The sequence below is a fragment of the Tenggerimyces flavus genome, from assembly GCF_016907715.1.
GTDB lineage: Bacteria > Actinomycetota > Actinomycetes > Propionibacteriales > Actinopolymorphaceae > Tenggerimyces > Tenggerimyces flavus.
The window spans coordinates 5258147-5272041 of sequence record NZ_JAFBCM010000001.1 but is presented as its reverse complement, the minus strand read 5'-3'; the positions used below and the strand labels follow the sequence as shown (position 1 = coordinate 5272041).

Annotated in this window: 15 protein-coding genes; 9 read left to right on the top strand and 6 right to left on the bottom strand. The window is 68.9% G+C overall.

Annotated features, from left to right (window positions below; translation table 11 throughout):
* Window positions 1-8: 8 nt before the first annotated feature.
* The 4 genes from JOD67_RS24715 to uraD are packed head-to-tail and all read right to left on the bottom strand — an operon-like array spanning window position 9 to window position 3060.
* Window positions 9-1370 carry a nucleobase:cation symporter-2 family protein gene (locus tag JOD67_RS24715; RefSeq protein ID WP_239554033.1) on the bottom strand — a complete coding sequence of 454 codons (1362 nt, stop codon included), beginning with the start codon at window positions 1368-1370 and terminating at the stop codon, window positions 9-11.
* Window positions 1371-1379: 9 nt separating this feature from the next.
* Window positions 1380-2237, bottom strand: coding sequence for a factor-independent urate hydroxylase (gene pucL / locus JOD67_RS24710; RefSeq protein WP_205120077.1), 858 nt, complete (start codon window positions 2235-2237; stop codon window positions 1380-1382).
* On the bottom strand, window positions 2237-2560 hold the full coding sequence (gene uraH / locus JOD67_RS24705; RefSeq protein ID WP_205120076.1) for a hydroxyisourate hydrolase: 324 nt from the start codon (window positions 2558-2560) through the stop codon (window positions 2237-2239). Before uraH ends, pucL begins: the two co-directional genes overlap by 1 nt.
* Window positions 2557-3060: a 2-oxo-4-hydroxy-4-carboxy-5-ureidoimidazoline decarboxylase gene (gene uraD, locus JOD67_RS42045; protein ID WP_205120075.1), complete on the bottom strand. Its 504-nt coding sequence runs from the start codon at window positions 3058-3060 to the stop codon at window positions 2557-2559. Before uraD ends, uraH begins: the two co-directional genes overlap by 4 nt.
* Window positions 3061-4122: 1062 nt before the next feature.
* Here uraD and JOD67_RS24695 point away from each other — a divergent pair.
* The 6 genes from JOD67_RS24695 (at window position 4123) to JOD67_RS24670 (ending at window position 9111) form a co-directional block, all read left to right on the top strand.
* Window positions 4123-5376, top strand: a complete 1254-nt coding sequence (locus JOD67_RS24695; protein ID WP_205120074.1) for an HNH endonuclease signature motif containing protein — start codon at window positions 4123-4125, stop codon at window positions 5374-5376.
* Window positions 5377-5689: 313 nt separating this feature from the next.
* Window positions 5690-6895: a sensor histidine kinase gene (locus JOD67_RS42040; protein ID WP_205120073.1), complete on the top strand. Its 1206-nt coding sequence runs from the start codon at window positions 5690-5692 to the stop codon at window positions 6893-6895.
* Window positions 6892-7554 (top strand): response regulator, encoded by a 663-nt coding sequence (locus tag JOD67_RS24685; protein ID WP_205120072.1) that lies wholly within the window; start codon window positions 6892-6894, stop codon window positions 7552-7554. The genes JOD67_RS42040 and JOD67_RS24685 overlap by 4 nt, the downstream gene beginning before the upstream one ends.
* 60 nt (window positions 7555-7614) lie before the next feature.
* Window positions 7615-8211, top strand: coding sequence for a hypothetical protein (locus tag JOD67_RS24680; protein WP_239554032.1), 597 nt, complete (start codon window positions 7615-7617; stop codon window positions 8209-8211).
* An 11-nt stretch (window positions 8212-8222) separates the two neighbouring features.
* Complete coding sequence (locus JOD67_RS24675; RefSeq protein WP_205120071.1) at window positions 8223-8447, top strand: hypothetical protein; 225 nt, start codon at window positions 8223-8225, stop codon at window positions 8445-8447.
* Between the two features lie 148 nt (window positions 8448-8595).
* Window positions 8596-9111, top strand: a complete 516-nt coding sequence (locus JOD67_RS24670; RefSeq protein ID WP_205120070.1) for a DUF3558 domain-containing protein — start codon at window positions 8596-8598, stop codon at window positions 9109-9111.
* 46 nt (window positions 9112-9157) lie between these two features.
* On the opposite strand, the gene JOD67_RS24665 is transcribed toward JOD67_RS24670, so the two are convergent.
* Window positions 9158-10102 carry an aldo/keto reductase gene (locus tag JOD67_RS24665; protein ID WP_205120069.1) on the bottom strand — a complete coding sequence of 315 codons (945 nt, stop codon included), beginning with the start codon at window positions 10100-10102 and terminating at the stop codon, window positions 9158-9160.
* Between the two features lie 93 nt (window positions 10103-10195).
* Here JOD67_RS24665 and JOD67_RS24660 point away from each other — a divergent pair, with 93 nt between their 5' ends.
* A complete protein-coding gene (locus JOD67_RS24660; protein WP_205120068.1) occupies window positions 10196-11245 on the top strand; it encodes an LLM class F420-dependent oxidoreductase in 1050 nt (349 codons plus the stop codon).
* Between the two features lie 4 nt (window positions 11246-11249).
* Complete coding sequence (locus tag JOD67_RS24655) at window positions 11250-12089, top strand: undecaprenyl-diphosphate phosphatase (protein WP_307782539.1); 840 nt, start codon at window positions 11250-11252, stop codon at window positions 12087-12089.
* Here JOD67_RS24655 and JOD67_RS24650 read toward each other — a convergent pair.
* Entirely contained in the window at window positions 12082-12513 is a 432-nt protein-coding gene (locus JOD67_RS24650) for a GNAT family N-acetyltransferase (RefSeq protein ID WP_307782538.1), read from the bottom strand. The genes JOD67_RS24655 and JOD67_RS24650 overlap by 8 nt on opposite strands.
* A 114-nt stretch (window positions 12514-12627) precedes the next feature.
* Between JOD67_RS24650 and JOD67_RS24645 the strand changes: the two genes are divergently transcribed.
* Window positions 12628-13842: an alpha/beta hydrolase family protein gene (locus JOD67_RS24645; protein WP_205120066.1), complete on the top strand. Its 1215-nt coding sequence runs from the start codon at window positions 12628-12630 to the stop codon at window positions 13840-13842.
* Window positions 13843-13895 lie beyond the last annotated feature (53 nt).

Sequence of the window (13895 nt, the reverse complement as noted above, 5' to 3'; positions counted from 1 at the left end):
CAGGTACCTCACCGAGCTGATCGTGCCACGTCGGCGGTCTCTTCGGCGTCCGATCCGTTCTTCGACGGCAGGTGGTTGAACAGCAGGTTCAACAGGATCGCCGCGATCGAGCCGGCCGCGATGCCGGAGTCCATCACCGTACGGAACCAGGTCGGGAACGCCTCGTAGATCGTCGGCGCGCCGACCGGGACGAGCCCGATGCCGAGCGCGACGGCCACGATGAAGAAGTTCGAGTTGTCCTTGAACGACACCTGCGACAGCGTGCGCACGCCGTACGCCGCCACGGTGCCGAACATCGCGATCCCCGCGCCGCCCAGGACGGGCAGCGGCACGGCCGCCACGACCTCGCCGAGCACCGGCACCAGCCCGAGCAGCACGAGGATCGCGCCGCCGGCCGCGACCACGAACCGGCTGCGCACCTTGGTGAGCCCGATCAGCCCGACGTTCTGGCCGAACGCGGTGTACGGGAACGTGTTGAAGATGCCGCCGAGGACCGTCGACAGCCCGTCCGCCCGCAGCCCGTCGGCGAGCACGACCCGGTCGACCTTCTTGTCGACGAGGTCGCCGATCGCGAGGATCGATCCGCTCGTCTCGGTCATCGTGACGAGCATGACGATCATCATCGCCACGATCGCGCCGAGCTCGAACGTGGGCAGACCGAAGTGGAACGGCGTACTGATGCCGAACAGCGGCGCGTCGCCCACCTTGGAGAAGTCGGTGAAGCCAAGCGGGATCGCGACCAGCGTGCCGATCACGATGCCGAGCAGGACCGAGACGCGGCTGAGGAACGGCGGCGCGAACCGCTGCAGCAGCAGGACGACGAGCAGCACGCCGGCCGCCAGCGCGAGGTTGCGGGGAGCGCCGAACGTCGGCGCACCGACCCCGCCACCGGCCCAGTTGACGGCCACCGGCAGCAGGCTGATCCCGATGATGAGGATGATCGTGCCGGTCACGAGCGGCGGGAAGAATCTCAGCAGCCGCCCGAAGACCGGCGCGAGGATCACCACCATCACTCCGGACAGGATCACCGCCCCGTAGATCGCCGGCAGCCCGCCGCCGGTCGTCGCGATGATCACCATCGGGCTGACCGCGGCGAACGTGCAGCCCTGCATGAGCGGCATGCGTACGCCGAACCGCCAGACGCCGATGCACTGGATCAACGTCGCGATGCCCGAGATGAGCAGGTCGGCGTTGATCAGGTACGCGAGGTCGGCGCTCGGGAGCTTCATCGCGCCGCCGACGATCAGCGGAACGGCGACCGCACCGGCGTACATCGCGAGCACGTGCTGGAATCCGAGAGCAGCGAGCTGCCCCCACGGCGGCACCTGGTCGACCTGTGCCTTCGTGGGCTTTGGGGTGTCGTTGCTCAAAGCGGCTCCTTACCAGGCGTCTTCTGCGGAGGGGAATCCGTCGCGCTGGACCGTGCCCTGGATCAGCCCGTACGGTCGGTCGTCGGCGTGGAACACCTCACCGGGGTTGGTGAGCCCGAAGGGTTCGAGGTCCATGACGAAGTGGTGCTTGTTCGGTAGCGAGAGCCGGATCTCGGCAAGGGTGGGTTGACGCTCGAGGACTTGCTGTCCCATGGCGTAGAGCGTCTGCTGGAGCGAGTAGCTGTACGTACCGACGAACGCGTCAAGCAGCGCTTGCCTCGCCTGTGCGTACGACGCGCCCCAGTCCTCGGAGTGGGTGCCGTGCCGCCAGTGCGCGTTGACCGCGGTCGCGAGGATCCGGTCCTGGGTCTCGCCGAGCGTGGTGTACTCGTCGCGCGGGAAGCCCCAGAACTCCGAGTCGGTCGAGTTCAGCACGACGAGTCCCTCGACGCCGGAGACGACGTGGGTGTTCGTGCCGTCGTAGGTGACGGTCGTCGTACGGACCGCCGCCTCGCCGCGGGCGAACGAGTGCGGCGCGTCGCCGATGCGCTGCCAGGCGTACTGCTCGACGCGGATCCGCGCGCGGTGGATCGGCTCCTGGGTGTCGACGAAGTGCCGGGCGAGCCGCAGCGCGAACGCCTCGATCTCGCCGATGCCCTCGCGGGCGAACGCGTAGACGGTGTTCTTCTGCGTGTCCGTCGGCAGCACCTTCGCGTTGTCGCCGGTGAGGTGTGTGTCGATGAGATCGCCGGACAGCGACGTGCTCACGTTCAGGTCGGTGATCCGGTGCACAGGGGAGTCGCGGTCGATGCGGACGACGCGCGTCTCGGCCTTGCCGTACTGGTTGGGACCCAGCGCGATGGCCATTAGGTCCCCCTGTAGGTGGAGTAGCCGAACGGGCTGAGCAACAGTGGCACGTGGAAGTGCTGGTGCTCGCTGTCGGCGATGCGGAAGGTGACCGTGACCTCGGGGAAGAACGCGTCCTCGCCGAGGTAGCCGCCGGTGTCGAAGACGAGGCGGTGCAGGCCGTCCTCGACGTCGGTGTGCCAGGCGCGGATGCGGCCGTCGCCGTCGGTGTGGTGCGTGTCCCGGCGCTGCCAGCCGTCCGGCGTGTGGGTCTCGAGATGGACCTCGACGCCGACGGCCGGTGCGCCGCGGGCGGTGTCGAGAACGTGGGTGCTGAGGCTCATTGCTCGAACCATTTCGTGAGTCGGAGGTCGGCGATCTTGCGGAGCTCGTCTCGGACGACCTCGCGCTCGGTTTCCTCGTCGTTGGTGAGCCTGGCACGCACGTTCGCCAGAATCTCAGCCGCTGACTTGCCTGTCGCGAAGATCAGGAAGACGTGCCCGAACCGCTCCTCGTATTCGACGTTTCGGGCAATCAGCTCATCCCGTTCGGTCTGCTCGGACGTCGCGGCGGCACTCTGCTCCTGTTTCGACCAGGCGGCCTCGGTGCCGGCGCCCTTCGCGCGATCGCCGATCCGGGGGTGGGCGCTGAGGCCTTCGAGGACGTCGTTCCAGCCGAGGTCGTCGAAGATCGTCGCGGAGACCGTTCTCAGGTCGTCGACGTTGACGTACGGCCGGCGCGCGGCCAGCTGGCCAGCCCAGCTCGCCGAGGCACAGCAGGCGAGCAATTCCTGCCTCGCCTCGCTCGGTGGCAGCTCGTTGAAGCGTTCAAGAGTCGCGTTCACCGGCCTAGCATGCCCCGTCGGTGCTTGGGGAGTGAGAAACACTCGCCTTCCTGGGTGCCGATGACGCCGAGGAGGCGCAGCGCTGTGGTGGCGCCGCGCCACGTCCCGGGACGGATGCGGGCCGCGCGCCCGCTCGAGCCGGTGTAGTAGTCGGCGGAGACGAAGGCGAGTTGCGCGACTTGCTCGCGCCTCAGCCCGGGCGTCCGTCTGCGCGGATGGCCTCGTCGGTGCGGCGGAGGCTCGACGGATGACTACTGACGAAGGATTGCTTACGGGCAAGGTCGCGTTCGTCACCGGAGTGGGCCGGCGGAGGGGATCCGCGTCAACGCGATCGCGCCCTGGGACGACGTTCACCGGATGATCCGCTCCTGGGAGATGCACGCGCCTCGCGTTCAGAGGCGGCTGATTGCCGCGACCCCCTGCGCCGCGGCGCAGGGGGTCGCGGCGCAGGGGGTCGCGGCCCCCTGCGTCGCGGCGCCCAACTGGACGAGATCGCCGAAGCTCTCGCGCCTCCGCGTGGCCTCGGGACTTCGTTATTGGTTGGGGTTCCGGCTCACTTACGGTGTTAGCTCCCTGCTGTTGCTTTGCCTTGCTGTGCTTGGGCGGGCTGGCTGGTCGGGCTGTTGCTTTGCCTTGCTGTGCTTGGGCGGGCTGGCTGGTCGGGCTGTTGCTTTGCCTTGCTGTGCTTGCGCGGGCTGGCTGGTCGGGCTGTTGCTTTGCCTTGCTGTGCTTGCGCGGGCTGGCTGGTCGGGCTGTGGCGGCGGTCGATTGTGGTGGCCGGTCCGGGGCGCGTCAAGGGCGCCTCTCTGGGGCGCTTCGCGGAGGAGAGGCGTCGCTTCGCGACCGCGTAGCGGCCCTTGACTCGCCCCGGCCCGGCCACCAGTTTCATACGCGCCGCCCCTACCCCCGGAACAGTGTCCCGGGACAGGCCTGCCTGCGCCTTGGGTCTGTTGCCGTGTTGCGGCTTCTTGTGGAGCCCCCGGTCTCTTGTGGTGGCGATGATGTCGGGGATTTCCCTTGCCGGGTTGGGCATTAGCCTGATTCGGCTGGTAGAATTGCGCTATGGAATCGACCACCTGCTCGAACACCATCGGCACCGCCGATGGTGTGTCGGCGTGGTCGATGTCCGATGACCAACTCACCACCGCGCTCCTCGACAACGCCACCGAGCTGAACCAACTCCAGGGCCGGCGGCTCGAGCTCATCCGCGAAGCCGACGCCCGGAACCTCGCCGTGTCGGCGGGTGCGGCGAACACCGCGCAATGGGTCGCCGGCGTCCTTCGGGTCCCGACAGCTGAGGCCGGTGCGATGGTGAAGCTCGCCAGCCACCTCGACACCGAGTTGCCCGCCACCGCGCAAGCGTTAGCTAGCGGCGAGATCTCGGTTCCGCACGCACGAGTGATCTCCCGGGTCGTGACGATGCTGCCCTCCCACATCGCCACCCCGGAACTCCGCTCCGAGGTGGAGGCGACCCTGCTGAAGAACGCCGCCATCTTCGACCCGAAGGTCTTGTCGAAGGTCGGGAACAGGCTCTTGGAGACCGTCGCGCCGGATCTTGCTGACCAGGTCCTGGAGTTGAAGCTCAAACAGGAAGAGGCCAGCGCTGAGCGGGACCGGTTCCTGCGTATGTCCTTCGACGCCACGTCAGGGACGTGGCGGGTCACCGCCCGGCTCCCCAAGATGGTCGGGGAACGCCTCAAACTGGTTCTCGACCCGTTGGCGGCGCCGCAGCCCGGACCCGACGGACGTGACACCCGGTTCCCCGAACAGCGCAACGTCGATGCTCTTGATGAGGCCTGCCGTCGGTTGTTGGCTGAGCGGTTGGTGCCTTCCCATGGTGGGAACCCGACCCAGCTGGTCGTGACCGTCACTCAGACTGGTGGGCGGACGCTGCACACCGGGATCGAACTCTCGCGCAAACTCGTCGACCAGCTGATGTGCGAAGCGGACCTCACCTACCTGGTGAAGCCCGAGGACCAGCCCGGCAGAGTCACACTGCTGACCGACACCCAGCAGCGACTCTTCCAAGGGAAGCTGCGCCGGTTGCTCGAGCTCCGAGACGGTGGCTGCGCGTTCCCCGGATGTGACCGGCCACCCGGCTGGTGCCACGCCCACCACGTGGTTCCGTGGAGTAAGGGTGGACCCACCACTCGCGACAACGGGGTTCTGCTCTGCGGCTACCACCACCGACTGATTCATCAAGGCGCGTGGCAGGTCCGCATCGCACTCGACGGATTACCCGAGTTCTTACCCCCGGACTGGATCGACCCCCACCAACAACCACTCCGCAACCACCGCCTCACCCCGGCCGCCTAGAGCGGCGGCCGGGGCGGCGAGTGTTGCGCGTGGCCAAATCGCCAACTGTCACCCCACACGGCCAACAACCCCTCTACCTGGCGCCCACCCCACGTAAAGCGGCCAATGATCATGTAAAACATGGTCGTTGGCCCCGGCACCCGCAGAGTGTCGCTCATGTCCCGCGAGTCAGTGATTTCGACAGCTGGTCGGGAGATGTGGCGCCAGACAGTCTGGGCCGGAAGGCTGGGGCGGGTCATGATCCGGGCAAGGTGACGGCGGGTCGATCGTTCGGAGGACGCCGGCTTGGCGGCCGTTGTGCTGAGATGGCTCCGTGTGGGTAGCGACGTTCCTCGGCACCTGGTGGCGGACACCACCGTGGCGTGATCGGTTGGCGCTGGTGCTCACGCTGCTCATCGGCGCCCTGATCTACTCCTCGAACCTCTACGCCGTCGTTCCCAGCCGGCTCGCCGACCTCCCGGTCGGCTGGCGGTTCGCGATCTTCGCGGTCGCCTGCGCCCTGCAGTTCTGGCGGGCGAGCCGTCCGCAGGTCGCGTTCGTGGGCGGCGTCGTCGTGCTGGCCGTCGACGTGCTGCTCGGGCCCACGTTCCCCATGTTCCTGGTGATCGGCGACCTGCTGTACTGCGTGGTCCTGTACGGCCGGCGCGAGTTCGCGCGGGTCGTCGTCGTCCTCACCGCGGTCACGTCGGTCACCACGGCGGTGGCGATCGCGACCCAGGTTCCCGACTGGCGCAACGCGCTCGTGACCTTCCTGCAGGTCGCCACCGTGCCGCTGATCCCGGTCTGGTGGGCGTTGAACGTACGCCAGCACCGCGACATCGCCGACGCCGAACGCATTCGCGCCGAGCAGGCTGTCCAGATCGCCGAGCTCGACCGGCGGGCAGCCGTCGCGGCCGAACGCGCGCGGATGGCGCGCGACCTGCACGACGTCATCGCGGGCCAGCTGTCCGCGATCGCGATCCAGGCCGAGGCGCTGCTCAGCACCGGCGCGAACGGGGTGCCGCCGAACTTCCGCACCGTGCTCGAGTCAGTACGCCAGAACTCCGTGTCCTCGTTGAACGAGATGCGCACGATGGTCGGCCTTCTCCGCGCCGAGGACACCGGCGAGGACGTCGACCCGCACACCTCGCCGCCGCGGTTGAGCGAGCTGTCCAGGCTGCTCGACTCCGCCCGTGCCGGTGGTCTCGACGTCCAGACCGACGTGGACGTTGGCGGGCCGTTGGCGACGGCCGTCGACCTCGCGGCGTACCGGATCGTTCAAGAGGCGTTGACGAACGCGCTCAAGCACGCGCCCGGATCGACCGTTCGGGTGAGCGTCAAACGCGAAGACGACGCCCTCATCGTCGAGGTCGTGAACCCACTGGCGCGGAACGTTCCCGCGTCCTCGAACGGCTCCGGGCTCGGGCTGCTCCATCTAAGAGAACGCGCCCAGGCAGTGGGAGGAACGCTGGCGGCTGGCAAGCTGGGCGACCGCTGGCAGGTACGCGCCGAGCTTCCCGTGGAAGGGAGGAACCCTTGACCACCAAGGTGTTGGTCGCCGACGACCACGCCGCGATCCGCGTCGGCCTGGTGATGATTCTCAACGGGGCCGAGGATATCGAGGTCGTCGGCGAGGCTTCCGACGGCGCTTCCGCGGTCTCGATGGCCCGAGCGTTGCGGCCCGACCTGGTGCTGATGGACGTACGCATGCCCGGCATGGATGGGATCGAGGCCACCCGCGAGCTCGTGGCGGACCGCGTGTGCGAGGTGCTGATCCTCACCACGTTCGACCTCGACGACGTCGTTTACGGGGCGTTGCGCGCCGGGGCGGCCGGGTTCCTGCTGAAGTCGGTCGACGCGGCACGGCTGGTCGACTCCGTACGACGCGTGGCTGCGGGCGACGGGGTGATCGAGCCGAGCGTGACCCGGCGGCTGCTGACCACGTTCGCCACCCAGGCGCCCGAGCCCGTCGCCGCCCCACCAGGACTGGACGACCTCACCGACCGCGAACGAGACGTGCTCGTCTGTCTCGGCGAGGGCATGTCGAACCAGCAGATCGGCAAGGCCCTGTTCATCGGCGAGACGACGGTGAAGACGCACGTGTCGCGAGTGCTGGCGAAGCTGGACCTCCAGTCGCGCGTACAGGCCGCGATCCTCGCGCAGGAGCTCGGGCTCACCTCGGGTCCTTCGAAAGGATGACCCGCTAGTCGTACGGCTCACTGACGCGGCCGAAGGGGGTTCGGCGCGAGGCTCTTAGTCGTGACGAACCTCATCGAACTCCTCAGGGACAACCCGCTCGTCGCGGTGATCGTGGGCGCGGAGGTCGCGTTCTGGGTCTTCATCGCACTGGGACTCTCGGCTCGCTACCTGCTGCTGAAGAAGAAGCTCGGCGCGGCACTGCTGATCTGCGTTCCGTTGATCGACGTCGTGATGCTGGTCGCCACGGTGATCGATCTGCGAAGCGGCGGCAGCGCGGACATCACGCACGGGCTCGCGGCGACGTACCTCGGCTTCAGCGTGGCGTTCGGTCACAGCATGATCCGCTGGGCGGACGTACGGTTCGCGCACAGGTTCGCCGGTGGGCCGGCGCCGGTGAAGCCGCCGAAGTACGGCGCGGAGAAGGTCAAGCGCGAGTGGCGCGAATGGCTGAAAGCCTTGCTGGCTTGGGCGATCGCCTGCGGAATCATGGGCATCCTCGTCGCGATCTTCGGCATGAACGAGCAGACGCGGGTCTTCTGGGAGTGGCCGTGGGGCTGGATCCCGCGGCTGACCATCGTGCTCGGCATCTGGTTCGTCGTCGGTCCGCTGTGGGTGTTGCTCAGCCCGCCTCGCCAACCCGCTACCTCTGAACGCTGAAAGGACAACCCATGAAGGACTTTCTCCAGATCATCGGCGTGATCATCGCGGTGCCGCAGGGGCTGGTGCCGATCATTCTGAACGTGCTCGACAAGAACCTCAGCGGTTGGCAGCTGGTCAGCCATCTGCCGGAGGGCCTGCAGATCGGGGCCTCGATCGGCGCGCTGATCATCGGTGGCCTCCTGCTCCTGCTGGGCGACGCGGTGGGCAAGAAGCGGCGGGCCTCGGCTGCGTAGGCCGGGTCGCATGGAGGGGAGCTGAACGGGCAACGATCGTTGCCCGTTCAGTGCTGTGGGGGCGGAACGGGCGCGGGACTTGCTAGCTTTGCGAGGCTGCGAGCGCGGGCACGGCGCCGATCACCTCTCGAACCCACGGAGTCCTTACGTGCCTGCTGTTTCGCGCGCCACCCGCCTCGGCGCGGTCGCATCCGTTCTGCTCGTCGCTCTGCTCGCCGTCAGCGGCTGCGGCGTCCTCGACTCGAACACGGCGTCGCCGGGACCGAGCGCAACTACCAGCACCGGACCCACGGCCGACCCGACCGCGCTGCCGCAGACCTGTCAGCTGCTGACTGCGGACGAGGTGAAGTCGCTCACCGGCCTGACCGTCGAGGACCAGGCGCCGAGCGACGAGGACGGCAAGCGGGGTTACGAATGGACCCTCGGCCTGAAGCACCTCGTCGTCGAGCTCGGCGTCACCTCCGAGTCATTGTTCAAGGACGAGGCCGACGGCTACGACGTCGTCGAAGGAGTCGGCGACCAGGCGTACGTCCAACGTGCGTTGCTGTTCGCCCGCAAGGGAACCACCAGCATCTACGTCGACGCCCCCGGCGAAGACGATGCCGCCCAGACCGAGACCGCGAAGAAGGTCGCGCTCAAGGTGATCGAGAAGCTCGGCAGCTAGAACCCGATGCATAGGTCGGTGCTGCTGGCGGATGGGCGCGCGGTGGTCAGGCGGAGACGTCGTCCAGGGCGGCGGTGATCTCGGGCGGAAGGGTGACGTCTTCCACAGTCAGGGACCCGCGGAGCTGGGCGGCCGTCCGGGCGCCCACCACCGGGGCCGTCACGCCGGGGCGGTCGCGGACCCAGGCCAACGCCACCTCCAACGGCGCCAGGCCCAGGCCGTCCGCCGCCCGGACCACCGCGTCCACCACGCGGTGCGAGCGCTTGTCCAGGTAGATCCCGACGAAGCGTTCGAAGTGCGGCGACGCGGCCCGCGAGTCGGCCGGCGTCCCGGACCGGTACTTCCCGGTCAGCACGCCCCGCCCCAGCGGCGACCACGGCAGGACCCCGAGGCCCAACGAAGCAGCCGCCGGCAGCACCTCGCGTTCGATCCCGCGCTGCAGCAGCGAGTACTCCACCTGCGTCGACACGATCGGCGCCCGACCGGGCCACGCCTGCTGGTACGTCACCGCCCGGCCCGTCTGCCAGCCCGAGTAGTTCGACACCCCCACGTACCGCGCCCGGCCCGACGACACCGCGTAGTCCAACGCCGACAGCGTCTCCTCCAACGGTGCCGCGTCGCTCCACGTGTGCACCTGCCACAGGTCCACGCACTCCAGCCGCAGCCGCCGCAGCGATCCCTCCAGATCGGCGAGCAGCGTCCGCCGCGACACGTCGACCACGCGGGTGCCCGTACGCCGGGAGATGCCGGACTTCGTCGCCACCACGAGCAGGTCGCGCGGTACGAGATCGCCGATGAACGAGCCCAGCACCCGTTCGCTGTCACCGTCGGCGTACCCGGCGGCCGTGTCCACGAGCGTCCCGCCCGCGTCGACGAACGCGAGCAGTTGGTCGCGCGCCTCGTGCTCGTCGGTGTCGCGGCCCCAGGTCATGGTGCCGAGCGCCAACCGGGACACCTTGAGACCGGTTCGACCGAGATAGCGCTGCTCCACCGACGAGAGGCTACTGGAACGGCGCCCAGCCGCGGCCAGTAGGCTCGCCAGGCCACTCACCCACAGACGACACACGCAGGGAGTCGCTCGCGCATGCGCCTAGGGCTCAACCTCGGTTACTGGGCCTCCGAAGGCCACGCGGACAACCTCGCCCTCGCCGTCGAGGCGGACCGGCTGGGCTACTCGAGCGTGTGGGCGGCCGAGGCGTACGGCTCCGACGCGCTCACCGTCCTGACCTGGGTCGCGGCGCACACCGAGCGGATCGACGTCGGCGCCGCCGTGTTCCAGATCCCGGCGCGGACGCCCGCCGCCACCGCGATGGCCGCCGCCACGCTCGACGCGCTGTCCGGCGGCAGGTTCCGGCTCGGCCTCGGCGTGTCCGGGCCGCAGGTCTCCGAGGGCTGGTACGGCGTCCCGTTCGCCAAGCCGCTCGCCCGCACCCGCGAGTACGTCGACGTGATCCGCAAGGTGCTCGGCCGGCAGAAGCTCGAGTACGACGGCGAGCACATCAAGCTGCCCCTTCCCGGCGGCCCGGGCAAGGCGCTGCGGCTGCTGTTCACGCCGGTCCGCGACAACCTGCCGCTCTACATCGCCGCGATCGGCCCGAAGAACCTCGAGCTCACCGGCGAGATCGCCGACGGCTGGCTCGGCATCTTCGTCGCGCCGGAGTTCACCCCCGAGCTGCTCACCCAGCTCGGCGCCGGACGGGCCAAGGCCGGCAAGGACCTCGAAGGCTTCGACGTGGTCGCGAACATGCCCGTCGTCATCGGCGAAGACCTCCAGCAGTGCGCCGAGCCCGTCCGCTGGTACGCCGCGCTCTACGTCGGCGGCATGGGCAGCCGCGAGCAGAACTTCTACAACCGCCTCGCCGTCCGCATGGGCTACGAGGAGGCGGCCAAGACCGTTCAGGACCTCTACCTGGACCGCCAGCACCGCGAGGCCGCCGCGGCGGTGCCGTTCGAGTTCCTCGACCGCACCGCGCTGCTCGGCCCGATCGAGCGCATCACCGAACGGCTCCAGGAGTATGCGGCAGCCGGCGTCACCACGCTGTCGATCACGCCGTTCTTCGGGGACCAGCAGACGAAGCTCGACACGCTACGGAAGATGGCCGAGGCGCTCGACGCGTCCGGCGTGGGGGAGTAGGCGAGTGCAGCACACGGTCGGGTGGTTCGAGGCGCTGGTCTACGGCGTTTTGCAAGGTCTTACGGAGTTTCTGCCGATCTCGTCGAGCGCGCACATCCGCATCGCCGGCGCGCTCGTCCCGTCGTGGGGCGACCCCGGTGCCGCGTTCACCGCGGTGATCCAGCTCGGCACCGAGGCGGCGGTGGTCCTGTACTTCCGCAAGGAGATCTGGGCGATCATCAAGACCTGGACGCTCGCGCTGTTCCGGCGTGAGCTCCAGCGCGATCCGAACGCCCGCATGGGCTGGTTCATCATCATCGGCACGCTGCCGATCGTCATCCTGGGCCTGCTGTTCCAGGACACGATCGAGACCGCGCTGCGCTCGTTGGTGTACATCGGCACCACGCTGATCGTGTTCGGCGTGATCCTCGGCATCGTGGACTCGTTCGCCAAGAACGCCAAGCCGCTGACCCAGCTCACCTGGGTGCACGCGTTGCTGTTCGGGCTCGCCCAGGCGATGGCGCTCGTGCCCGGGGTGTCGCGGTCCGGCGGTACGACGACGATGGGGCTGCTGCTCGGCTACACACGCGAGGCAGCGGCGAAGTACTCGTTCCTGTTGGCGATTCCGGCCGTCCTCGGCTCGGGGCTGCTCGAGCTGCTCGACATCGGTGGCGAGAACGCGCCGGCGTGGGGGCCGACGATCCTCGCGACGATCGTGTCGTTCGGGATCGGGTACGTGGTCGTCGCGCAGTTCATGAAGTACATCTCGTCGCACAACTTCAAGCCGTTCGTCGTGTACCGCGCGATCCTCGGCGCCGCCGTGCTCTCGCTGCTGGCGCTCGGCGTGATCCAGCCGTTCAGCTGAGCCGCAGGTCGATCCACCGAGCGGTCTCGCCCGGTAGCGCGTAGCGCTCCACCTCGACGAAGCCGTGCTTCAGCGCGAACGCGAGCCCGTCCGCGTTGCTCTCCAGCACCACGGTCTCCACGACCCGCGCGCCGGCCGCCTGCTCGAGCGCACGGGCGTACAGCCGGCCGCCGATGCCTTGCCGCCGATGCTCCGGCAGGACCCGCGCGATCACCGTGACCGCGCCGTCCTCGTCCGGCGCGCGGATGGTCGTGCAGCCGACGAGGACGTCGTCGAGGTACGCGACCTCCAGCACGTTCCGGTGCGCACGTTCCCGCACCTCCGCCAGCGACAGTGCCGCCGGCGGGACGATCACGTTGTGCACGTGCCGCCAGTCCTCGAGCATCTCGTCGGTCGTCAGCCGTTCGATCCGCAAGTCAGCCACGGCGCCAGTCAAGCACCTCGTCCCCACGCGGACCTAGCACCAGCCCGGGGGAGGAGTTGTCGTTCGTCCGAACAGCCGATGCTTCCGCGCCGACCAGCCGAAAGGCTGGGAGGCATGACACCGAAACGCCTGATCGCGGCCGGGTTGGGCGTCGCCCTCGCCGCGACGGTGGGACTGGCACCGGTCGCCTCCGCCGACGCCCCGACGACGTTCACCATCCCGAAGCCCACCGGCCCATACCGGACCGGCACGACCGAGCTGCACCTCGTCGACTCCTCCCGCGAGGACCCGTGGGTCCCAGGCAAGCGGCGCGAGCTGATGGTCAGCGTCACGTACCCCGCGGCGCGGGTGCAGGGGTACGAGCGCGCGGCCTGGATGCCCGCCGCAGCTGCCGCGCACTTCGACCAGAACACCTCGCCGGGCTTCGGTATCGAGCCCGGCACGATCGACTGGGCCGGCACCCGCGCGTGGTCCCGCGTCGGTGCGCCGGCCTTGCCGGGCAAGCGCCCGGTCGTCGTCTTCTCGCCGGGCTTCGGCGTTCCTCGTACGCTCGGCACGGTTCTGGTGGAGGAGCTCGCCAGCCGCGGGTACGTCGTGGTCAGCATCGATCACACCCATGACGCGTCCGAGGTGGAGTTCCCCGGTGGACGGGTCGAGGTCGGGGCGGTTCCGGACCTCACGACCGACGTGCTGAAGAAGGTCCAGGCGACCCGGATCGCCGACAACAGGTACGTGCTCGACCAGCTCGCAGTTCTGCGCCGCGGCGGCAACGCCGACGCCGAGCAGCGGACTCTGCCACGCGGTCTCGGGCGCTCGATGGACCTGTTTCGGGTGGGCATGTTCGGCCACTCCGCCGGTGGTATCGCTGCCGCGCAGACCATGGACGAGGACAGGCGGGTGGACGCGGGGATCAATCTGGACGGGACGTTCGCCTGGGACGCGGGGAACGACCTGATGCCCGTCGCCCAGACCGGTGTGCGCCGGCCGTTCCTGCTTTTCGGCGCCGGCGCGACTACGCACCTCGCGCACCAGTCCTGGAAGGCGTTCTACGAGAACTCGACCGGCTGGAAGCTCGACCTGAACGTCCCCGCGGGGGAGCACTTCACCTTCACCGACACGATCGCGGTGATGCCGCAGCTGGTGGCGAAGGGCGTCGTGTCGCCACAGATCGCCGAGCAGCTCAACGGCACCGTGCGATACCCGGCGCGGGTCCTCGCGTCGGAACGCGTCTACGTGACGGCGTTCTTCGACCAACACCTGCGTGACATTCCGCGGCCGGTGCTGTGGGGACAGTCGCCGCGGCATCCGGATGTGGAGTTCGTCCGCTGACGGCTACGGTGAGCGGGTGCGAGGCTCACCGAACCGACGACCGCGAATCCCGC